Consider the following 21,523-nt stretch of genomic DNA (forward strand, 5'->3'; position numbering starts at 1 on the left):
CAACTCGCCTCGATGAGCGCAAGGGATGCCATGCATCCCCAGAAAAACGAGTTGCCGCAATGAACCTGTCACTGCGGCGTCATCAACGATTTGGAGAATTCACCATGAAGATGAAGATGCAAACACTGGCCATTGCCTGCGCCGCCTTGCTCGGCCTGGGCTTCAGCGTCGCCACCCCGGCTCTGGCGCAGGGGCACGCGCACGCCGCTACCACGCAGGCTGCGCCCGCCGCGCCCAATCTGCACAAGGCCATGCGTGCGCTCTGGCATGGGCACGTAGTCACCACGCGCGACTACGCGCTGGCGGTGTTCGCCAATGATTCGGCAGCGGCCAAGAAGGCCGAAGACGCCGTGGTCGCCAACGCCAAGGACATCAGCGGCGCGGTCGCGGGCTTTTACGGCCAGCCTGCGGGCGACGCGCTGCTCAAGCTGCTGGCCGGCCACTGGGGCGCGGTCAAGGCGCTGACCGACTCGGCGCACGCGGGCAACAAGGCGGGCGAGGAAAAGGCCTTGAACGACGCCGTGGCCAACGCCGGCGAGATCTCCAAATTCCTCGCCGGTGCCAACCCGAACTGGAAAGAGGCGGACTTGAACAGCGGCTTGGTCGCCCACTTTGGCCACCACAAATCGCAAGTCGATCTGATGGCCGAGAAAGCGCCGCAGGACAAGCAGGACGCCGAATGGAAAGCCATGCAGGCGCACATGGACGCGATCGCCGACGTGCTGTCCGACGGCATCGCCAAGCAGTTCCCCGACAAGGCCAACTGACGCCGCACCGCTAACCGGCCCCGTCGCCAGGGGCTTGCGTACCCACGGCCGCGCCCAGGCCGACAAGGCCGCGGCGCGGCTTTCTCAGTGCGCCTGCAGCGCAGCCAGCAGCGCATCCTGCACCGGCGGCGCTACCACGGCCATGCGCACGCGCCCGGGCAGGCCGAAGCTTTCGGCATCGCGCAGCTTGATGCCGCGCTGGCGCAGCGATGCGAGCAGTTTTTTTACGTCAAAACTGCCTGAATCGCTTGCTGCACAAGCGCCAGAAGCTATGAAAAAGTTGGCTTCGCTCGGCTCTGTCCACCAGCCCAGGCTCTGCAGCAGCGCCAGCTGACGCGCCTTCCAGGCGCGCAGGGTCTCGTGGCAGGTTTGCAGCCAATCCCGGCATGCGGGCGTGGCCCAGGTCTGCAGCAGCGCCACGCCATGCGCGCCCAGCGGCCAGGACGGCGTGAGCGCACGCAGCCGCGCCAGCAAGCGCTCATCCACCGGCGCCGGCGCAATCGCATAGGCCGCGCGCACGCCGGTCAGTGCCAGCGCCTTGTTCGGGGTAATGAGGCGCCAGACGCGCTGCAACTGCGCGGCGCTCAGGCTGGACGCGCCACTCAGGCGCAGCGGCTCGTAGGCCTGATCCAGCACCAGGGTCTGATGGGCGCGCAGCGCATCCACGCGCCGCGCCAGCCCCGGCTCGGCCTGGCCCAGCGGGCTGCCGGGCTCGCAGGCCCAGAGCAGCGCGGCCTCCTGCGCGTCCTCCGTGGGCAACAAGCCTGCGGCCTGCGCGGCGCGGGCGTAGTCGCCATAGGCAGGCTCGGGCAGCCACACGCGCACGCCCGGCCCCGCCTGCAGCGCCAGCGCCAGGCTGATGCGCTGGATGAAGGCGCTGGCGCTCTCGGCCAGCACGATGCGCGCGGGCGCTACGCCGTGCCATGCGGCCAGTTGCGCGGTGAGTGCGGTGTAGGCCGGGTCGGGGTAGTGGCGGGCGTCACAGTTTTGCAGCGCCTGCACGGCAGCACGGTAGGGCCCGCAGGCGTTGGCGTTGGTGGACAAGTCGTGCAGCGGCACGCCCAGCGCGTCCGGCCCGCCATGCAGCGGCACTACCACGGCGCGGCCCCCGCCAGCAGCGCGGCGCAGGTCAGCAAAGTGGCGGCGATGGCCACGCGCGAGCCCAGGGCGCAGGCGCGCAGCAGGTCGGCCGGCTGCGGGCTGCGCCCGGTCTCGTTCAACCGGTAGACGCCGGGTTTGCCCAGGCGCACACCCAGCGCCAGCGCCATGGCGGCCATGGGCCAGCCGCCATTGGGCGAAGGGGTGCGCCGCGCCTGTGTGGGCAACTGGCGCCAGTCGCGCAAGACGCCCAGGGCGACCAGCAGGACGGCGGTGATGCGCGCGGGCAGCCAGGCCAGCACGTCGTCGGCGCGCGCGGCCCAGCGGCCGGCCCAGGTCCAGTCGCGCGCCACGCCCGCGAGTGAGCGAGCGCCGCGATAGCCCCACATTGCATCGGCGGTATTGGCAAAGCGAAACAGCGCCGCCCCCGGCAGGCCCAGCAGCATGAACCACAGCAGCGGCGCGACCAGCGAATCGTTGAGGTTTTCCGCCAGGCTCTCGATCGCGCTCTCGCGCACCTCGGCCTCGCTCAGCGCCGACACATCGCGGCTGACCAGGCGCGCCAGTTGCGCACGGCCATCGGCCAGCGAACGGGCCAGCGCCTGCTCCACCGCCAGCACCTCGTCGTGCAGCAGCGCCCAGGCGAGCAAAGGCTTGAGCAGCAGCGCCAGCAGCAGTGCGCCGGCCCAGTCGGGCAGGCGCAGAACGCCGGTCTGCAACCCAAAGGCCAAGGTCGTCACCGCCAGTGCGCCCAGGCACCACGCCGCCGCACCGCGCCAGAACACCGGCGCCCGCCCCGCCTCGGGCAGATCCGCCGGCGGCGCGACGCGCGCGCCCGCCCAGGCAAGATAGCGCCCCATCCAGACGACGGGGTGCCAGCGCGCAGCCGGCTCGCCCAGCGAGCGGTCTATGACCAGCGCCAGCGCCGGCACCAGGGCCAGCCACGCCAGCGATGCGGGCGATGCCGAGAAGAAAATCAATGCAGCACGGGCAGATCGCGCTCGCCGCGCTCCAGCGCCAGCAGCCAGTGCTTGCGCGGCACACCGCCGCCGTAGCCGGTGAGGCTGCCGTCCGAGCCGATCACCCGATGGCAGGGCACGACGATGCTGATCTTGTTGGCCCCGTTGGCCGCCGCCACCGCGCGCATGGCAGTAGGGCGCCCCACCTGGTGCGCCTGCGCGGCATAGCTGCGCGTCTGCCCGTAGGCGATGGTCAGCAGCGCGCGCCAGACGTCTTGCTGAAAGGGCGTGCCCACCATGTCCAGCGGCACCGTAAAGTTCTGGCGCCGGCCGGCGAAGTACTCGGCCAGCTCCTGGCCGAGCTGGCGCGAGAGCGCACTCTCGCCCGGCTCGGCGGGCCCGCCGCGCGCCGCCTGCACCTGGCCGATTTCACGCGCCAGGCCGCGGGTGTTTTCGGAAAATTCCAGCAGGCACAGACCGCGCTCGGAAATGAGCGCAGTCATCTCGCCCAGCGGCGTCGGGTAGGTGTGGGAAAGCAGCCTCATGGGCAGCATCCTAGCGCGGTCGCCGCGCTTCAGTCTTCGATGCCGCGCTGCGCCGGCACGCCCGCCTTGAAGGCGTGCTTGACCAGCGTCATCTCGGTCACCGTGTCGGCCAGCGCGATGATTTCCTCGGGGCAGCGCCGCCCGGTCAGGCATACGTGCACGTCCCTCGGGCGCTCGCGCAAGGTCTGCAGCACCGGGTCGAGCGGCAGCCAGCCGTAGATCAGCGGGTAGGTGATTTCATCGAGCACGACGAGGAAGTGCTGGCCATCCATGATGGCGGCGCGCGCACGCTCCCAGCCATCGCGCGCAAGCTGGGCGGAATGCTCCAGGTCGCGGCTCTTCCAGGAAAAGCCGTCGCCCAGCCCGTGGATCGGCAGGCCGATGTGCTCGAACATGCGGTGCTCGCCAAAGCGCGCGGTGGGCACCTTCATGAACTGGAAGATCTCCACCTGCTTGCCATGCACATGCTGGCGCCCGAAGGCGCGCAGCGCCAGGCCGAAGGCGGCGGTGCTCTTGCCCTTGCCGTCGCCGGTATGCACGAGGATGAGGCCGCGGCGCTCGCCCTCGGGGCGTTCGTAGCGTTTTTCGGTCGGTGGGGTTTCAATCTGCATGGGCAGCCTCCTGAGGTAGTGCAATCCATTGCCCTTGCACGGGGTGGATGGCGATGCGGTGAGCGAACGCGGCCTGCAGCGCGCGGTGGGTGGCGCTACTGGCCGCAGCGCCAAAGTGCGCCAGGCGTCCGGCGTGGATGATCGCGATGTCGTCGGCCTGCAGCGCCATGTTCAGCTCGTGCAGCACGCTCACCACGGTGGCGCCACCGGCGACCAGCGCGCGCACGCTGGCCAGCCAGTCGGCCTGGTGCGGCGGATCCAGATGCGCCAGCGGCTCATCCATCAGCGCCACCTGCGCCTGCACCGCCAGCAGCCGCGCGAGCAGCACGCGCTGGCGCTCGCCGCCCGAGAGCTCGCCCAGACGCCGCCCGCGCAAGGCCCAGGCCTGGCTTGCGCGCAGCGCCGCCTGCACCGCCGCGCAGTCCTGCGCCGTAGGCGCGGCCAGCCAGGCGCGGTGCGGCAGGCGCCCGAGCATTGCCACATCCCAGGCCAGCAAGTCTTCGCCGCCGCCTTCCTGCTGGCCCAGCCAGGCCAGGCGCCGCGCACGCTCGCGCGCCGGCCAGTCGGCCAGCGGGCGGCCGAGCAACTGCACCTGGCCGGTGCATGGCTGCAGGCCGGCGAGCACGCGCAAGAGCGTGGATTTGCCCGCGCCATTGGGGCCGACGATGGCGGTCCAGCGCCCCGCCGCCAGCGACAGGCGCAGGTCTTGCAGGATGGGGCGCCCGCCCAGCAGCACCTGTTGCAGCTGCGCCTGCAGCGCCGCCACCGGCCTCATTGCACGCCCCGCACGCCGGCGCGCCGGTTCATCAGCCACAGCAGGTAGGCGCCGCCCAGCACGGCGGTGAGCACGCCCACCGGCAGTTCCTGCGGCGCCACCAGCAGGCGCGAAGCCACGTCCGCCAGCATCAGCAGCAGCCCGCCGACCAGCGTGGACAGCAGCAGCAGGGCCGCATGCGTGCAACGCACCATGGAGCGCGCCAGGTGCGGCGCCACCAGCCCGACAAAGCCGATCAGCCCGGTCTGCGCCACCGCCGCGCCCGTGGCCAGTGCCAGCACGCCCACGAGCAGCGCGCGCAGCGGCGCCAGCGGCAGACCCAGGCTGAGCGCAGTGGCTTCGCCCAGGCTCAGCGCATCGAGCACCCGCGCCAGCGCCCAGGCCAGCAGCAACAGCGGCGCCAGCACCGCAGCCATCAGCGCGCAGCCGCCCCAGCCGACAAAACCCGTCACGCCCAGGGTGAAGCCCTGCATGGCCTGCAGCACGTCGGGCTGGGCCAGTTGCACCAGGTCGCGCACCGCGCCCAGCACAAAGCCCACCACCACCCCGGCCAGCAGCAGGCGCAGCGTCTGCTGCACGCCGCGCGCCAGCACCAGCGCCAGCAGCACGCCGGCCAGCGCCCCCAGAAACGCCGCGCCGGTAAAACCCAGGCGCGCAAGCCACGGCGTGGCCGCCTGCAACAGCGCCACGCTGCCGCCGCCCGCCACCATGCCGCCCACGCCCAGCGCGGCATAGGCCAGCGCCACGCCGAGCGCCGCGCCCGAGGCGCTGCCCAGCAGAAAGGGGTCGGCCAGCGGATTGCGAAACAGGCCTTGCGCCACCGCCCCGGCCAGCGCCAGCAGGGCCCCTGCCAGCCAGGCGCCCAGAGTGCGCGGCAGGCGGATGTCCCAGACGATCTGCCAGGCCGCCGGGTCCTCGCGCACGCGCAGCAGGCTGTCAAAACCGGTGCTGCCCACGCTCGCGCCCCAGGCCAGCGCGAGCAGCGAAGCGAGCGCCAGCGCCAGCACCAGCCAGGGCAGGCGCAAGCCCGCGTCGCGCGGCGGGTCCATGGTGTGGCTGGCCAGGCTGGTCATGGTCGAATCATTGGCATCAAATCGTGCTGCAACGCTTGTCCATCGTGCGCTGACAGCTCACTTTTCAGAAGCGCCCGTGCGCGCCGCGCAATCGGCCATCAGGCGCGCCGCCTCGGGCATGCGCGGGCCGGGGCGCACCAGAATGTTGCGCTCGTCGGCGCTGAACTCGCACACCTTGCCACGGCGCAGCGCGCGCAGCCGCGCCCAGCCGGGGCGGCGCGCGAGATCTGCCGCGCTCTGCTGGCTGACCATGATGAGGTCGGGGTCCAGGCGCACCACCAGCTCGGGATTGATCTTGGGGTAGGGGCCCAGCGCCGGGTCGATGACGTTCACCAGGCCCAGCGCCTCGATCAGCTCATCGATGAAGGTGCCGCGCCCGGCCGCGTGCGGCGCCGGCGTGATCTCGTAGTACACGCGCTGGCCGCGCGCATCGGGCGGCACGCTGGCGGCCGCGGCCTGTACGCCCGCGTCGATGCTTGCGAGCAACGCCTTGGCGCCGTCCACCTGCAGCAGCTCGCCCAGCAGCTCGGTGCTGTGGCGCATGGCCGAGCGGGTCTTGGGTTCGAGCGCCAGCACCTTCAGGCCGAGCGCGCGCAGGCGCACGCTGGCGCGCGACGAGGTGCCGATCAACACCACGTCGGGTTTGAGCGCGACCACGGCTTCGATGCTCGGATCGAGCCCGCCACCCACCGAGGGCAGACGCTGCACCGATTCGGGCCAATTGGAATAGCGGTCCACGCCCACCAGCCGCTCGCAGGCGCCCAGAGCGCAGACGGTTTCGGTGAGCGAGGGCAGCAGGCTGACGATGCGCGCGGGCGGCGCGTCGAAGTGCTGGCGCTGGCCGGTGTCGTCGGTGATCTCCCGGGCGTGGGCGCCGCTCATCAGCAGCAAGGCCAGGCAGGCCCCCACCCCGGCCCTCCCCCAGCGGAGGAGGGAGAAGAGAACACCGCGCCGGTTCATGGCTGTCCTTTCAGCGTGAGCGGCAGGCCGGCCGCCATCAGCGTCACGCGCGCGCAGGCGGCGGCCGCGCGCTGGTTCAGCAGGCCCAGCGCGTCGACGAACTCGCGCACCTCGCGCCCCATTGGAATCACCCCCAGACCGATCTCGTTGCCCACCAGGACGATCGGCCCGGGGGAGTGCTCCAAAACTTCAAAAAACAGAGCTTTTTGCGCGCTCCAGTCCTGCGTTTGCGCCGGTTTTTGTTCTTCTTTTCCCGTCAGCGGCATGAGCCAGTTGGTGAGCCACACGGTAAGGCAGTCGACCACCACCAGGGTGCGCGCATCGCCATAGCGCTGCAGGGCGCGCGCCAGGTTGCGCGGTGCGTGCACCGTCATCAACTGCGGCACGCGCGCCCGGCGGTCGGCCTGATGGCGCGCAATGCGCGCGCGCATCTCCTCGTCGTGCGCGCTGGCAGTGGCCAGCAACAGCGCCTGATGGTCGGCGCCCTGCTGCAGCCATTGGGCGGCCAGAGCCTCGGCGCGGCGCGACTTGCCGCTCTTCTGGCCACCCAGGATGAGTTCGCTGCGCGCGATGTTCATTGCGCCGCACCCTGCCCCGCCGCGCCGAACAAGCCGGCCGTGGCCAGCGGGTCCGAAGCAAACCAGGGGTGAAAAAAACTTGCGCGCACCGCCGGCTGATCGGGCGCCGCATGGATGGCCTCGCCCTGCGCGCGCGCACTGCCGGGGGCCGCTCGGGTGTGTGCCAGCGGCGCGATGGCGGTCTGCACCTGAGCAAAGTGAAACGCATGGCCGCGCAGGCCGGCGCCCGCGTGCGCGCCCTCCCAGGTCTGCATGCCAAGGCCGGCCAGGCGCGCCTGCATCTGCCCCTGGGCGGGCAGCAGGCCCCACATCGGCCAGGTCTCGCCGCCGCGGGTGCGCAGCGACTCGCACAGGGCGAGCAGTCCCCCGCCTTCGGCCCAGACGGGCTTGCCGGCCTGGGCATGGCGGTGCAACTGCATGGCAAGGTCGGTGCGCGCGGCCAGCGCCGGGGCGTGCAGCTCGGGGTAGCCGCCGGGCAGCCACAGTGCGTCGCAGGCGGGCAATGACTCGCCCGCCAGCGGCGAGAAGAACACCAGGCGCGCGCCCAGCGCCTGCAGCGCATGCAAATTGGCCGGGTAGATGAAGGCAAAGGCCGCGTCGCGCGCCACCGCCACGGTGCGCCCGGCCAGCAGCGGCGCGGGCGCGGGCGGCACGGGCGCCGGCGCAGCAAAGTCCCGCGCCCAGCGCGCGCGCCAATCGTCGATGCTGAGCTGCCCCAGCGGCGTTGCGGCCAGTGCGTCGGCCGCCGCATCGAGCCGCGCCAGCGCCTGCGCGCGCCCCAGCTCCTGCGCCGCGACCAGGCCCAGATGGCGCTCGGGCAGGCGCATCGCCTCGTCATGCGGCAAGGCGCCCAGCCAGGTGTCGCCGGGCGACAGCGCCTCGCGCAGCAGCCGGGCATGGCCTCCGCCGGCGACGCCGTTGGCCAGCACGCCGGCCCAGGGCAGCGGGCCGGCTTCGGCCTCGCGGTAGCGGCGCAGACCATGGGCGACGGCGCCCAGGGTCTGGGCCATGGCCCCCGCCTGCACCACGGCCAGCACCGGCAGGCCGCAGCGGCGCGCCAGATCGGCATTGCTCGGCGTGCCGTCGTGCAGACCCATCACGCCTTCGACCAGCAGCACCTGCGCCTGCCGCGCTGCCGCGTGCAGGCGCAGGCTGACGTCGGCCTCTCCTCCCATCCAAGCGTCCAGGTTGTCCACCGGCTGGCCGCTGGCCAGCTCATGCCAGAACGGATCGAGAAAATCCGGCCCGCTCTTGAACACCCGCACCGCGATCCCGCGGCGCGTGAGCAGGCGCGCGAGCGCCGCCACCACCGTGGTCTTGCCCTGGCCCGAGGCCGGGGAGGCCACCATGAGCGCGGCGCAAGTCGCCATCACCCGGCCTTCAACGCCCCGTCCAGCGCAGGCCGACGAAGAAGCTGCGCGGCGGCGTGGCGTAGCCGCCGGTCAACTGATAGGCCTTGTCGCCGAGGTTGTCGATGCGCGCAAGCAAATCCCACTGGCGCGCGATGGTCGTGCTGGCGTACAGATTCACCAGCCCATAGCCGCCCAGGCGCTTGGTGTTGGCGGCGTTGTCCCAGCGGTGGCTCACCAGTTGCCATTCGCCGCCCAGAGTCCACTGCGCCACGCGGGTGTTGGCGCTGAGCTTGAGCAGGCGCTGGGCACGGCGCGCCAGCAGCTTGCCGCTGTCCACGTTCTTCGGCTGCTGCAGATCGAGCGATGCGCCCAGGTTCACCCCGCCCAGGCGGTGTGCGGCGGACAGGGTGAGGCCTTGCATGCGCGCGTTGCCCGCGTTTTCATAGCAGCCAAAGCTGCCCGCGCAAGGGCCGGGCGCGCCGAAGTTGATCAGGTTGCTGACGCGGTTGCGGTAGAGGGTGGCATCCACGCGCGAGCTGCCCCGCGCCCAGTGCAGGCCCAGCTCCAGATTGCGGCCCTTCTCGGGCTGCAGCGCAGGCTGGCCGTACTGCGAGAAGCGCTGGTAGAGCGTGGGCACGCGAAACGCGGTGCCGGCCGCTGCCGTCGCCCGCCAGCCCGGCGCAAATGCATAGCCGTAGGCCAGGCCCCCGGTGGTCTGGCCGCCGAACTCGCTGTCGCGGTCGTGGCGCAGATTGGCCTGCAGCGTGTGCGCCCCGGCCACATAGCCCCAGCCCAGCGCCAACGCGTCCTGGTGGCGCCCGCGCTCTATCGGGTCGTTCACCAGATGGTCTTCACGCCGCTCCAGCGCCGCGCTCAGGGTGTGCGCGCCCTCCTTCCATTCGTTTTGCAGCAGGTAGTTGCGCAGCCGCGTCTTGGACAGATAGGGCGAGGGCAGGGTCTCGTAGCGCTGCGCCGATTCGCTCACCGCCAGGCGCGTGCGGTAGCGCTCGCTCCATTGGGCGGACCAGCTCACGCCCAGGGTGGCCAGGCGATTGAGCCCATGGTCGTCGAGCCCGGATGGCGTGGTGGAGGCGTCGTACTGCGCGTCCATGTCGGTCCAGGTGCCGCTCAGGTCCACCCGGTGCGCGGCATTGAGCTGCATGCCCAGGCGGGCGCTGGCCGCGCTTTGGCGGTAGCCGTCGCGGTCGGGCGTGGAGCCGGGGCGCGCGTCGTAGCCGCGGCTCACGTCGCGCTGCACGCCGAGCGAATAATCGACCGCGCCCTGCCCGCCCGAAAAGCCCGCCTCCAGTCGGCCTGTGCGATGGCTGCCCGCACCCACGCCCACGTAAGGCGTGAACGGGCCTTCGCCCTGGCGCGTGAAGATCTGGATCACGCCCGCTACCGCGTCCGAGCCGTACACGGCCGCGGCCGGGCCGCGCACGATCTCGATGCGCTCGACCTGGCCGAGCGCGATCGCCTCCCAGGGCGCGCCGCCGGTGGATTGCGAATCCACGCGCACGCCGTCGATGTAGACCGCGGTAAAGCGCGTCTCCGCGCCGCGCAGAAACATGCTGGTGGCCGTGCCCGGCCCGCCGTTGCGCGACAGCTCCATGCCGGGCTGGCGCGCGAGCAGGTCGGTGATGGTCACCGCGCCGCTTTGCTCGATCTGCGCGCGATCGATCAGGGTGACGTCGGCCAGCACGTCCGACAGCGGCTGGGCGGTGCGCGTGGCAGTGACCACCATCTGCGACAGCTCGGGCGCCTGGGCCAGCAGCAAGGGCTCGGCACCGGCGTCCTGCGCCAGGGTCGGGGCAGCGGCGCAGGCCAGCACGGACAGCAACAGGCCTGCGCGCGCAGGGTTCAAACGATTCATCATGGGAAACACGCATCCACAAAGCGCCCGTACCAGCTTCCCCGCCGGCAGTGGGCAACACGGCTGCGTCGCCAGGCGCGGCGCAGCCACCTCGTTGGCCGGTATCCGGGCTGGCGGAGCGCCGCTGCAGCGCCTTCCCAGGCGCTTGTTCAAGGCGCCCAGTGGCTGTGTTGCTGCAAAGGTGAATCGAAACCGATTCGTCCGCTGACCGTTGCGGGGGCAGCGCAGGCACGGCAGCCGCTTCATGGCGAAGGGCGCCTCCCTGCTTCCCGTTGAACTGCGGCGTGTGAACCACGGCCGCGAGCACCAACAGCGCGCGATTCTACCGGCGCCGTGGCAGGCTCTCTACAATCGCGATCCCATGACCCAAGCGCCCACTCTGGAGCAGTTTGCCGAGCGCGTGGAGCGGCTGCTGCTGCGCCACGCCGAGATCCAGCGCGCCAACGCGCTGCTGAGCGCGCAGTTGAGTGAACTCACGCAGGAGCGCGACTCGCTGCGCTCGCGCCTGCAGGCCGCGCGGGCGCGCATCGACGCGCTCATCGACCGTCTGCCCACCGCCAGCGACCCCGAGGACACGCCATGAGCAGCAAGCAGCTGGAAGTGCAGATCATGCAGCAGACCTATCTGCTGGCCTGCCCCGAGGGTCAGGAGCCGCGCCTGCTCGACGCTGTCGAGCGCGTGGACACCGCCATGACGCGCATCCGTGACGCCGGCAAGGTGCGCGCACGCGAGCGCATCGCGGTGCTGGCCGCGCTCAACCTCGCCTTCGAGCTGGCCGACCAGCAGGAGCGACTGGCCGAAGCCGCCCCGCGCACCGCCGCGCCCCAGGGCGAAGCCCAGCCGGCCGACGCCGAACAACTGCTGCTGTCTCTGGTGCAACGCCTGGACGATGCGCTGGGCAGCGACGGGCAGTTGATATAGAACAAGCTGTCACAGCTGGCGGCGCAAAGGCGCTGGACATCGCCTGCTGCAGCCCTACAATGAACTTGTCTGCGGTGCCGTCGGGCTTTAATTGCCTTGAACCAATGCTCTTAGAGCACGGACTAGGTACATCACCCGGCGGGCGTGATCATCTCGCGTCAGATGAACCCAACGCCTGGTTGCCCTGGCCCACCTGAACTCCGGTTCAGGATGACGGTCCGGCGGCGCGCCGCAGACACCCTCGCTGCCTGCACCCCAAGCTGTCACCCCGCCCTGCCGGCATGCGCCTTCTTTGCCGGGCGCGGCATGCGCGCAAAAAAGTAGCACATCTGCTGGCCGGGCATGAAGAATTCCAGCGCCTCGTCCGACAGCGCATCAAACTTCACGCTGCGCCGGATGCCCCCATGCTCGCTCTGACCCAGGTCGGTCACACGCGCCTCCTGCTGCGTCACGCCCGAGGCAAACGCCAGCACGCTGGGGCGCAGGGGCGAGAGCGAATTGCTTGACACCACGCGCGCAAAACGCCCGTCGTCGAGCTGCACGATGGAGCCCGGCGGATAGACGCCCAGCAGCCGGATGAAGGCCGCGAGCACCGAGGTCGCGTCAAAGCGCTTGCGCTCCTGCGCAAACAGCCGCGCCAGCGCCTCGTGCGGGGTATGCGCACGCTCGCCATGCAGCGGATTGCACAGCCGGTCGTAGCGGTTCACCAGCGCCAGGATCTGCCCATGCAGGCTGATCTGCGCGCCCTGCAGCCGCGCCGGAAAGCCGCTGCCGTCGACCATCTCGTGGTGCTCGCTGATGGCACGCACCACGCAGGGCTGCAGCCCCATGCGCTGCGCCAGGTCGACCGAGCGCTGCACGTGCTCTTCATAGAGCTGGCGCTCTGCACCGCTGAGCGCCTGCGCCGGCTCGGCGATGTGCGCGGGCAACTCCAGCTTGCCGACGTCGTGCAGCAGGCCCGCCGTCGCCAAGTGGCACAGCTGCGCCGCACCCAGCCCGAGCGAGCGGCCCAGCAGCATGGACAGCACCATCACGTTCACGCTGTGCTTGACCTGGCGGCGCCCGCCCATCTGCGCCAGCAGGTGCACCGCGTAGTTCTCGGCCGCCATCAATTCGGCCACCTCGCCGCGCACCAGCGCCTGCACGCGCTCGCCCGAAGCCACCGGTTCAGCCCGCACGTTCGCGAGCACCTGCGCATACAGCTCGGCCGCGGCCTGAAAGCGGGCGCGCGCATGCGCTTGGGGCGACTCCTCGGCTTGCTCCTCGGCGGGCTCCGGGGCCTGCGCCGGACCGCCAATCTGCCAAGCGGGTGCGCCGAGCGAAGGCGGACCGTCAGTGGCTGCAGCGTGCTCGAGCGGCGGGTCGCCCTGTGATTGCCCTGGCTCTGCTGCCGGCTCGGGTGCCTGCGGCGGTTCTGCCGGCACCGGTGCCTGCAGCGGCTGCTGCGCCCCCGCCTCGGGCGCCTGCAGCGCCTCCAGCGCCTGCGGGTCGCTGCGGGACGGCACGCAGCGCACCTGCTTCAAGCCCAGCTCGCGCAGCACCTCGATCTGCGCCGGCGAGGACAGGCGAAAGCTGCTGGTCGCGAACGGGTGGTTCATCCAGCCGACATCCAGCTGGACATACATGCCCACGCGGAGCATCTCGATGTTGATCAGAACGGACTCGGGCACGGTGGCGGCAGTTTACAGGCGCGCGCGCCCTCGCCAGGCCAATATTCGCGCTGCACGCCACAGCCCGGCCGACCGCCGCGCCGCAGCCCGCAGCGACGCGTTAGCGGCAATGGAAAGGGCCGCCGGACGGGTGTCCTTGGCGGCCCTTGTTTTGCTGGTTGGCGGCACAACACGCAAGCGAACCCACGTGCGCAAACCAGGCCAGATGGGAGCGCTTTGGCCTCGAGGGCGTGGATTCGACGATTTGGCCGCTCTTTTCCTCATCCAGCCTCTGGCCCTGGTTCACCGCCGTATGGGAAAATTGGCAATTCTTGGCAATCCATATTCATCATCGGCAAAGGCGAGACGATGGCAAACCCGGAAGGTGAAATCCTGACCCTGGACGAGGTGGCCGCCTATTTGAAGGCTGGCAAGCGCACCGTCTACCGCCTCGCGGCCGAAGGCAAACTTCCCGCTTTCAAGCTGGGCGGCACGTGGCGCTTTCGCCGCAGCGACCTGCACGAGTGGATTGCCGCCAATCTGACCAACAAGGATTCGAGGGCAAGCGACCGATGGAACTGAGCGACAACATCAGCCGGCTGCGTGGCGGCGATCTCAAGACGACCCTCCAGCCAAGCGTACGCCTGGCCGCGGGGTGCAGCCCTGCTCCGATCCGTTGAGCAAGACCATCCGTTCGATGATCGAGGTAAAGAAAGCAAAAGGATATGGACAGCCTGTTCACCGGTGGCACGATCACGGCACGGACAAGCACCATCTGCGGGCTGGACGACTTCGAATTCACCAGCTCACTTGCGGTTCAGGAGGCCGGATGAGCCAAGGAGCGACCATACAAAAATCAGCGCCGATCGCCTACCCTTGGCAAGCTGCTTTCGGGCGCGCTCTACCCAAGAAAAAAATCCGTGAGCACAGCGGGGCCAACTCCCGGCTGAAGGAATGGTTCGTCGAACAGGTCGAGCAAATCGTCTGGCAGTACATGCTCGCCCCCAAGACGATCAAGCTGCCTGCGCGACCCGGCGTGCCTGAAGTCCAGGTCTTCGGCCTCCGGCTCAGGCCCACCGGACTGCACGAAAACGTGCTCCGCCATATTGATGGCGCGGTGCAGTTCCCTGTCCTGTTTGAACGGAACCACGGCCAAGGCGATCAAGCGAAAACGCAGGCGGCGGCGTACAAGCGCCCGAGCCAAACCAATGCAAATCGCTGGGTGCTGTTCAGCTACTTCGCCACTGACTGGATGCTTGCGGCCACTGCTCGCACGACCAAGCCGTGGGCCTTCCACATCGCTCAGCTTTACTACGCCTCGCTGCAAGGCTTGATTCCGTTGCCTGCGCGCCCTCAGGAGGCCTTGTCCGGTTGGATCGCGCGCGTCGAACTGACGGCGAGTACGCGCAGCGAAGACAAAAAACAAGACGAAGCTGGTCAAGGAAAACAAGTCGACCGGCAGGCCGAAAGCAGCGCGACGCAACGGCGACCAAAAACCGAATGTGAACAATTGAGTCGCTGACCCCGACAGCAGAAACACGGCGAACCGAAGAAATAAAATGGAAAAATTGAAGATGCACTCGCGCAAACTCACCCAAGTCAACATTGCTCGTATCGCCGAGCTGTTTCCGAACTGCGTGACGGAAGCCATGGGTCGCGACGGAAGCATGACGCAGGCAGTGAATTTCGATCAATTAAAGCAAGAATTGTCAGATTCAATTGTCGAAGGCCCGCAAGAGCGCTATTTTCTCAATTGGCCCGGAAAGCGGGAAGCCCTGCTTGCCGCGAATTCTCCAATATCCAGAACTCTGCGCCCCCTTGAAGAAGAGAGCGTAAATTTCGAACATACAAGAAACATCTTCATTGAAGGCGACAATCTTGAGGCCCTCAAACTGCTGCAGGAATCCTATCTGGGTCGCGTGAAAATGATCTACATTGACCCGCCATATAATACGGGTCATGATTTTCTATACGAAGACGACTTCGCCGAAAACTCACAAGACTACTTGATTCGAACCAAGCAAAAAAGCAATCAAGGTGTAATTCTTACCGCGAATACCGATGCAAACGGGAGGTTTCATTCAGACTGGCTTTCGATGATCTACCCAAGGCTGAAATTGGCACGATTGCTTTTGACGGACGACGGAATCATATTCGCATCCATTGACGACAATGAAGTTGCCAACCTCAGGAAAGTACTTGACGAGATATTCGGGGAAGACAATTTTTTACAACAACTCGTATGGAAAAGACATGCAGGCGGCGGAAATGATTCGAGACATTTCGCAACCGACCACGAATACATACTCGCTTATGCAAAGAACAAGGATTCGTTAGGCCGCCTGCGCATGCCGTTAACAGATGAGGACAAACAAGACTACAAGTCAAAAGACCGGCATTTTGACGCACTCGGTCCATACAAGACAAAATCATTTTGTCGAATGCGCCCTGATGACCCTCGTCCAACTCTCACCTACGACATCACTACTCCCGATGGAACCACGCTCAGAGATACATGGAAATGGGAAGAGTCCAGGTTCCTGAAAGCACTGGAAGAGGAAAAGGTTCAAATCAGAAAGGACCGAAATGGCAAGTGGCAGGTTGAATACAAGATATACTTGAACGCGGTTGATGATGAAGAAGGTCAGGCGGAGGAAAAGACAAAAGTACCACGATCGCTTCTAATTGACATCGAAAGAAACTCCGAAGGGAAAAAACAATTAAGGGAAGCCATTGGGAAAGACAACATATTCAACAATCCAAAGCCTACCGGGTTGATCAAGCACTTGATGTCATTCGGCAGCGGGCCCAATGACATAATTCTTGACTTCTTTGCAGGTTCGGGAAGCACCGGACAAGCAGTCATGGAGTTGAATCATGCCCAGAACTCCAGCCGTCGTTTTATTTTGATTCAGCTACCCGAGTTGTGCGATGAAAAATCCGCAGCATTCAAAGCTGGCTACAAGGCAATTCCTGAGATAACCAAGGAACGACTTCGCTCCGTCGGCAACACCATTAAATCAGGACAACCTGAAGGAGTTCGTAACGATACAGGCTTTCGCGTCCTGAAGATTGACACTTCAAACATGGCAGATGTTTATTACTCGCCAGACGTCTTTGAGCAGTCAAACCTTGAGCTGTTTGTCGACAACATCAAGACGGACCGCAAACCGGCAGATCTGCTGTTTCAGGTAATGCTGGACTGGGGTGTTGATCTCGCAATGCCGATTACCAAGGAGACGATTCAGGGCAACGAAGTGTTCTTTGTTGATGGCAACGCACTAGCTGCTTGCCTTGACGCGCACAGCGGCATCGACGAAGCTTTTGTGAGAGAACTTGCCAGGCGCCAGCCGCTGCGCGTGGTGTTCCGCGATGCGGGCTTTCGGGACGACGCCGCCAAAATCAACGTGGAGCAAATCTTCAGGCTTCTGTCGCCTGCCTCCGACATAAAGTGCATCTGAGGGGCGCGCGATGAAGCTGAAGTTCAAGACACAGGCCTACCAGACGGCGGCAGTGCAGGCAGTAGTCGGCTGCTTCAAGGGACAAATTCCGCATCACGGCGGCCTCCGCTATCGGCTCGACCCCGGGAGTCAAAAAGCTGCATCGAGCGCGCAAGCCGCGTTCGCGCTGGAGGTCGCTTCGCCTGAAGCTGCAGTGCAAGGGGAAGCCGTTTTTCGCAACGCCGATCTCACTTTGTCGGAATCAGCGCTGCTCGACAACATTCGCGCCATGCAGCGCAGCCAAAATCTGCCGGTGTCTGATGCGCTGGTGAAGACGAAAGTGGCCAAGGTCAATCTCGACATCGAGATGGAAACCGGTACAGGCAAGACCTACTGCTACATCAAGACGATCTTCGAGCTGAACAAGCAGTATGGCTGGAGCAAGTTCATCATCGTCGTGCCCAGCATCGCCATCCGCGAGGGCGTGGCCAAGTCGCTTCAGATCACCGCCGAGCACTTTCTGGAGGCCTACCAGAAGAAGGCGCGCTTTTTCATCTACAACTCCAGGCAGTTGCACCACCTGGAGAGCTTTTCGTCGGATGCGGGCATCAACGTCATGGTCATCAACGTGCAGGCCTTCAATGCCACGGGCAAGGACAACCGCCGCATCTATGAAGAGCTGGACGACTTCCAGTCGCGCAGGCCCATCGACGTGATCAGCGCCAACCGGCCCATCCTGATCCTGGACGAGCCGCAGAAGATGGAGGGCGGCAAGACGCTGGATTCGCTGGTCAACTTCAGGCCGCTGATGGTGCTGCGCTACTCGGCCACGCACAAGACCACGCACAACAAGGTTCACCGGCTGGATGCGCTGGACGCTTACAACCAGAAGCTGGTGAAAAAGATCGCCGTGCGCGGCATCGCGGTCAAGGGGCTGGCGGGCACTGCGGGTTACCTGTACCTGCAGTCCATCGAGATATCGACCAAAAGGCCGCCCGAGGCGCGCATCGAGTTCGAGCAGAAGCTGGCGGGCGGCGGCATCAAGCGTGTGGTGCGCAAGCTGGGCAAGGGCGTCAACCTGTTCGACCTGTCGGGCGGGCTGGATCAGTATCGGAATGGCTTTGTCGTGGCCGAAATTGACGCGAACACAGACACCCTGAGCTTCACCAATGGCGTTGAGCTCGCCGTAGGGGAAGCGACCGGCGACGTGACCGAGGCCGCATTGCGCCGCATCCAGATCCGTGAGGCCATCAAGGCGCACTTCGGCAAGGAGCAGGCGCTGTTTGATCAGGGCGTGAAGGTGCTGACCCTGTTCTTCATCGACGAAGTAGTCAAGTACCGCGACTACGCGCAGCCTGACGAGAAAGGCGAATACGCCCGCATGTTCGAGGAGGAGTACACGCAGCATCTGAACGAGGTGCTGGATCTGGTCGAGACGCCATACATCAAGTACCTAAAAGGCATTTCTGCCGACAAGACTCACAGCGGTTATTTCTCCATCGACAAGAAGAGCAAGCGGCAGGTGGATTCGACTGTTGCGGCGCGTGGCGAAAACGCGGGGCTGTCGGACGACGTGCAGGCCTATGACCTGATTTTGAAGGACAAGGAGCGACTGCTGTCCCTGGCCGAGCCGGTGCGCTTCATCTTTTCGCACTCGGCCCTGCGCGAAGGCTGGGACAACCCGAACGTGTTCGTCATCTGCGCCCTCAAGCACAGTGACAACACCATTTCGCGCCGCCAGGAAGTGGGGCGCGGGCTGCGCCTGTCGGTGAACCAGAGCGGCGACCGGATGGATCACCCGGCCACGGTACACGATGTGAACGTGTTGACCGTAGTAGCCAGCGAGAGCTACAAGGACTTTGTCGCTGGGCTGCAGAAAGACATCTGCGAGACGCTGTCGGCGCGTCCACGTGTAGCGGATGTGGCTTACTTTACCGGCAAGGTGCTGAAGACGGAGTTTGGCAATGTCGAGGTCACCCCGCAGCTCGCCAAGCAAATCTACAAGTACCTGCTCAAGCACGACTACACCGACGAGGCTGGTCGCATCACCAGCGCATACCATGAAGCCAGGAAATACGGGGCACTGGCCGAGTTGCCACCCGAGTTGGCATCGCATGCCGAGCAGATCTGCAAATTGATCGACAGCGTTTTCAGTGCGGGCCAATTGCCCCAAATTGGTGACGACCGCAAGGCCAGGAAGAACCCGCTCAACGCCAACTTCGAAAAGCAGGAGTTCAGGGAACTTTGGAATCGGATCAATCACAAGGCGGCTTACAGCGTCGACTTCGACTCCGACGAGCTGGTGCAGAAAGCAATCACGGCACTCAACGACAAAGATGCCGGGCTTGGCGTGACCCCGATGCACTACACCATACAGCACGGTGAACAAGCAGCCGCAGTGAGCTACGATGGGATCGAGGGCAACACAGCTTTCGAATTGAAGGACTCTGAGACGGAAACCAACCACGTTTCAATCCATTCCGTCGTCAAGTACGACCTGATCGGCAAACTAGCTGAAGGCACCCAACTAACACGGCGTACCGTGACACACGTTCTGAAAGGGCTCAACGCGGCCGTATTCGCGCAGTTCAAGACGAACCCGGAGAGCTTCATCGCCGAGGCAATTCGCCTGATCAACGAGCAAAAGGCCGCCGTAGTGATCGAACATCTGGCCTACGATCCGGTCGAGGATAAATTCGACCTCGACATCTTTACCATCGGGCAGACCAAGCAGGACTTCAGCAGCGCGATCAAGACACTTAAGCGCCACCTCTACGATTTCGTGCTCCCGGATTCCGGAGCGAAGCCGGACCGTGATTTTGCGGAGGCGTTGGAGGCCAGCGCTGAAGTCGTCGTTTACGCCAAGCTGCCCCGCGGTTTCCTTATCTCGACGCCGGTTGGAGACTACAACCCGGACTGGGCTATCTCATTCAGAGAAGGCGCGGCGAAACACATCTACTTCGTGGCGGAAACCAAAGGATCCATGTCGTCCATGAATCTGCACGAGATAGAGCAAACAAAATTCAAATGCGTCCGAAAGTTTTTTGATGACATGAACCGTCGCTTTGCTCCGGACAATGTCAAGTACGACGTCATAAACAACTTTGACAAGCTTTTGGATATCATCAAGCAAAGATGATCTCTTCATCAACTACAGTCCCATTGCGCAGTCGATATGAATGATTCTCAAAAAGGCAATGCATGCGTTCATGCATTGTCTTCTTGTTCAAAATCAAGGGGAAAGCTTTGCGCAGCAAATTCTTTCTGTTCAAGCCTTACGATGACACTGGTGCACCGTATTTCGACAGAACCCTGAACACTCACGCATGTCTAGTTGAGAAAATTTCTCCAGATGAGAGAGGGAACAAGATTCTGCGTTGGGCATTGGACAAGTACAAGACACAAAACATGAATGCAGCCGACTCGGCTGGAGTCGAAAGATCGGCAGAGCAGCGGTTGGCAAAAGGAGTGATGGGTATACTTGTTGAAGGATGGGTTCGCGCGCAACTCCGTGATTTTAGCGCCAAACAAAAAACGCAATTCATCATTTCAAGCGCAGGACCCGGCTTGAATGCAAGCGGAAATTTTGAACAGGTCGATATCTGCATCAAGAAAAGATATCCAGAAGGGGATAATTTTCATGATTTTTCAAGAACAATCGAGGTTAGATCGAGTTTTAATTTCCATTCTCTTGAGAATGCCATATATGGCGGCTTCAGTGTATTGGGTCCGTACAGCAACAAGGTGAAGCCAGGCGAAACCAAGAAGGATCTATACCTTTTTGTAGCAGTCGATCTGCACCAAAAATATGCAGACAAAAAGTACATTTGCTACACCGGCGATGACAGAAAGCACATCGACTACGCCAAAACAGCAACAAATATAATACTAAATCACACTCTTGATCTGGACTCCGACCTCGCCGAGATCCGAAATGAATTTGATCTGGCTCTCGTTGGGGGTGCCACGCACGATATGTTTGAAGACGAATCCTTGGTTGGGACAATAAAAAACAATGATGGATATCACAACCAGGATTTCAAATCCATTTCTGTCACGAAAGCACTGGATGCCGTTGCGGTTTTAAAGAGAATATTGTCTTGACTTCAAAAGTCTGACGCCTGCAAGGCACTTTTTCTCGCCATGTCGCCACCCCAGCAGTATTTTTCTCCCGCTGCAGTTTCCGCATCCCGGACGGTTGCATAGAAGAAAATCGCTATCCACTGTTCACGGCGCGCGCCGTGATGGGATAGTTGATAACGAACTTGCAAGCACCCAGGAGAACCCGGCCATGATCATCGGTCTGCACCAGAACGCCTGCACCACGCCCGCGGTGCGCGCCGAGATCGCTGCCAGCGTTGAGAGCGCAGCCGTGCTGGCAGCTCGCTATGACGTCACAGAGCAGACCATCTCCACGTGGAAAAAGCGCGATGTCTTCACCGACCGCTCGCACACGGCGCATCGCCTGCAGACGACCCTTGACATCGGAGCGGGAAGCTATTGCCGTGGAGCTGCGCCTACGCTGCTGCTGCCCCTGGATGACCTGCTGGCCGTCACCCGTGAGTTCCTGTGCCCTGCCGGCTCGCGCTCGGGGTTCGATCGCTGCTTGCGCCGCCACGGCATGGGCAACTTGAACGCGCTGAAGTCCCAGCCGCCCAAGCCCGCGCACAAGGCCTTCACGAGCTTCGAGCCGGGCTTTGTGTACGTGGACGTCAAGTAATCGCCGCAGCGGTCGCGTGCCTCGCGCCTGCTGGACAGGGTCGGGCGCGGCCTCTACCGCCAGCCGAACCATTCGACATCGGAACACGAAAGCCTCGCGGTGGTGAGCAGGCAAGGCATCGGCGGGCGACCTGTGGCGCTACGCCCAGCACTGCCGCGTCGCCAACGTGATGCGGCCCTGCGTGGAAATGGTCGCCTACGAG

The 21,523-nt window shown here is 65.0% G+C and carries 19 protein-coding genes, 1 pseudogene and 1 riboswitch; of the genes and pseudogenes, 9 read left to right on the forward strand and 11 right to left on the reverse strand.

The features are described from left to right. Window positions 1–104: 104 nt before the first annotated feature. Window positions 105–767 carry a hypothetical protein gene (locus KUD94_RS07760; protein ID WP_218236390.1) on the forward strand — a complete coding sequence of 221 codons (663 nt, stop codon included), beginning with the start codon at window positions 105–107 and terminating at the stop codon, window positions 765–767. Between the two features lie 84 nt (window positions 768–851). Here the strand turns inward: KUD94_RS07760 and KUD94_RS07765 are convergent, their stop codons facing one another. The 10 genes from KUD94_RS07765 to KUD94_RS07810 all read right to left on the reverse strand — a co-directional run bounded on the left by KUD94_RS07765 (window position 852) and on the right by KUD94_RS07810 (window position 10,594). Then, the gene (locus KUD94_RS07765) at window positions 852–1,865 is read right to left on the reverse strand and encodes an aminotransferase class I/II-fold pyridoxal phosphate-dependent enzyme (RefSeq protein ID WP_255568651.1); all 1,014 of its coding nucleotides are present in this window, start codon (window positions 1,863–1,865) and stop codon (window positions 852–854) included. Then, on the reverse strand, window positions 1,859–2,845 hold the full coding sequence (gene cbiB, locus KUD94_RS07770) for an adenosylcobinamide-phosphate synthase CbiB (RefSeq protein ID WP_218236392.1): 987 nt from the start codon (window positions 2,843–2,845) through the stop codon (window positions 1,859–1,861). The genes KUD94_RS07765 and cbiB overlap by 7 nt, the downstream gene beginning before the upstream one ends. Next, complete coding sequence (locus tag KUD94_RS07775) at window positions 2,842–3,369, reverse strand: methylated-DNA--[protein]-cysteine S-methyltransferase (RefSeq protein WP_218236394.1); 528 nt, start codon at window positions 3,367–3,369, stop codon at window positions 2,842–2,844. The genes cbiB and KUD94_RS07775 overlap by 4 nt, the downstream gene beginning before the upstream one ends. Before the next feature lie 29 nt (window positions 3,370–3,398). Beyond that, window positions 3,399–3,980, reverse strand: coding sequence for a cob(I)yrinic acid a,c-diamide adenosyltransferase (cobO, locus tag KUD94_RS07780; protein ID WP_218236396.1), 582 nt, complete (start codon window positions 3,978–3,980; stop codon window positions 3,399–3,401). Further along, window positions 3,970–4,755 (reverse strand): ABC transporter ATP-binding protein, encoded by a 786-nt coding sequence (locus KUD94_RS07785; protein WP_218236398.1) that lies wholly within the window; start codon window positions 4,753–4,755, stop codon window positions 3,970–3,972. The genes cobO and KUD94_RS07785 overlap by 11 nt, the downstream gene beginning before the upstream one ends. Further along, window positions 4,752–5,828, reverse strand: a complete 1,077-nt coding sequence (locus KUD94_RS07790; protein WP_370625852.1) for a FecCD family ABC transporter permease — start codon at window positions 5,826–5,828, stop codon at window positions 4,752–4,754. The genes KUD94_RS07785 and KUD94_RS07790 overlap by 4 nt, the downstream gene beginning before the upstream one ends. A 57-nt stretch (window positions 5,829–5,885) precedes the next feature. Next, window positions 5,886–6,710, reverse strand: coding sequence for an ABC transporter substrate-binding protein (locus KUD94_RS07795; RefSeq protein ID WP_255568652.1), 825 nt, complete (start codon window positions 6,708–6,710; stop codon window positions 5,886–5,888). Between the two features lie 74 nt (window positions 6,711–6,784). Then, window positions 6,785–7,366 carry a bifunctional adenosylcobinamide kinase/adenosylcobinamide-phosphate guanylyltransferase gene (locus tag KUD94_RS07800; RefSeq protein ID WP_218236401.1) on the reverse strand — a complete coding sequence of 194 codons (582 nt, stop codon included), beginning with the start codon at window positions 7,364–7,366 and terminating at the stop codon, window positions 6,785–6,787. Next, window positions 7,363–8,736, reverse strand: a complete 1,374-nt coding sequence (locus tag KUD94_RS07805) for a cobyrinate a,c-diamide synthase (protein ID WP_218236403.1) — start codon at window positions 8,734–8,736, stop codon at window positions 7,363–7,365. Before KUD94_RS07805 ends, KUD94_RS07800 begins: the two co-directional genes overlap by 4 nt. A gap of 10 nt (window positions 8,737–8,746) precedes the next feature. Continuing rightward, window positions 8,747–10,594, reverse strand: a complete 1,848-nt coding sequence (locus KUD94_RS07810; protein ID WP_218236405.1) for a TonB-dependent receptor domain-containing protein — start codon at window positions 10,592–10,594, stop codon at window positions 8,747–8,749. Between the two features lie 75 nt (window positions 10,595–10,669). Further along, window positions 10,670–10,917: riboswitch (cobalamin riboswitch) on the reverse strand. A gap of 35 nt (window positions 10,918–10,952) precedes the next feature. Here KUD94_RS07810 and KUD94_RS07815 point away from each other — a divergent pair. Continuing rightward, window positions 10,953–11,174 carry a DUF904 domain-containing protein gene (locus tag KUD94_RS07815; RefSeq protein ID WP_218236407.1) on the forward strand — a complete coding sequence of 74 codons (222 nt, stop codon included), beginning with the start codon at window positions 10,953–10,955 and terminating at the stop codon, window positions 11,172–11,174. Then, the gene (locus KUD94_RS07820) at window positions 11,171–11,512 is read left to right on the forward strand and encodes a cell division protein ZapA (RefSeq protein ID WP_218236409.1); all 342 of its coding nucleotides are present in this window, start codon (window positions 11,171–11,173) and stop codon (window positions 11,510–11,512) included. Before KUD94_RS07815 ends, KUD94_RS07820 begins: the two co-directional genes overlap by 4 nt. Window positions 11,513–11,775: 263 nt before the next feature. Here KUD94_RS07820 and KUD94_RS07825 read toward each other — a convergent pair whose 3' ends face one another. Continuing rightward, window positions 11,776–13,182 carry an HD-GYP domain-containing protein gene (locus KUD94_RS07825; RefSeq protein ID WP_255568654.1) on the reverse strand — a complete coding sequence of 469 codons (1,407 nt, stop codon included), beginning with the start codon at window positions 13,180–13,182 and terminating at the stop codon, window positions 11,776–11,778. A gap of 348 nt (window positions 13,183–13,530) precedes the next feature. Between KUD94_RS07825 and KUD94_RS07830 the strand changes: the two genes are divergently transcribed. The 6 genes and pseudogenes from KUD94_RS07830 to KUD94_RS07855 all read left to right on the forward strand — a co-directional run. Further along, window positions 13,531–13,743 carry a helix-turn-helix domain-containing protein gene (locus KUD94_RS07830; RefSeq protein WP_218236410.1) on the forward strand — a complete coding sequence of 71 codons (213 nt, stop codon included), beginning with the start codon at window positions 13,531–13,533 and terminating at the stop codon, window positions 13,741–13,743. A 94-nt stretch (window positions 13,744–13,837) separates the two neighbouring features. Beyond that, a complete protein-coding gene (locus tag KUD94_RS07835; RefSeq protein WP_255568655.1) occupies window positions 13,838–14,683 on the forward strand; it encodes a DUF4391 domain-containing protein in 846 nt (281 codons plus the stop codon). A 37-nt stretch (window positions 14,684–14,720) separates the two neighbouring features. After that, window positions 14,721–16,622 (forward strand): site-specific DNA-methyltransferase, encoded by a 1,902-nt coding sequence (locus tag KUD94_RS07840; protein WP_255568656.1) that lies wholly within the window; start codon window positions 14,721–14,723, stop codon window positions 16,620–16,622. 10 nt (window positions 16,623–16,632) lie between these two features. After that, window positions 16,633–19,740: a type III restriction-modification system endonuclease gene (locus tag KUD94_RS07845; protein WP_218236413.1), complete on the forward strand. Its 3,108-nt coding sequence runs from the start codon at window positions 16,633–16,635 to the stop codon at window positions 19,738–19,740. A gap of 83 nt (window positions 19,741–19,823) precedes the next feature. Further along, window positions 19,824–20,705 (forward strand): hypothetical protein, encoded by an 882-nt coding sequence (locus KUD94_RS07850; RefSeq protein WP_218236414.1) that lies wholly within the window; start codon window positions 19,824–19,826, stop codon window positions 20,703–20,705. Window positions 20,706–20,892: 187 nt separating this feature from the next. Further along, window positions 20,893–21,318, forward strand: a pseudogene (locus KUD94_RS07855) (IS481 family transposase); the annotation flags it as partial. Window positions 21,319–21,523: the final 205 nt, after the last annotated feature.

Origin of the sequence: Comamonas sp. NLF-1-9 (assembly GCF_019195435.1) — a bacterium.
Taxonomy (GTDB): Bacteria; Pseudomonadota; Gammaproteobacteria; order Burkholderiales; family Burkholderiaceae_C; genus Comamonas_C.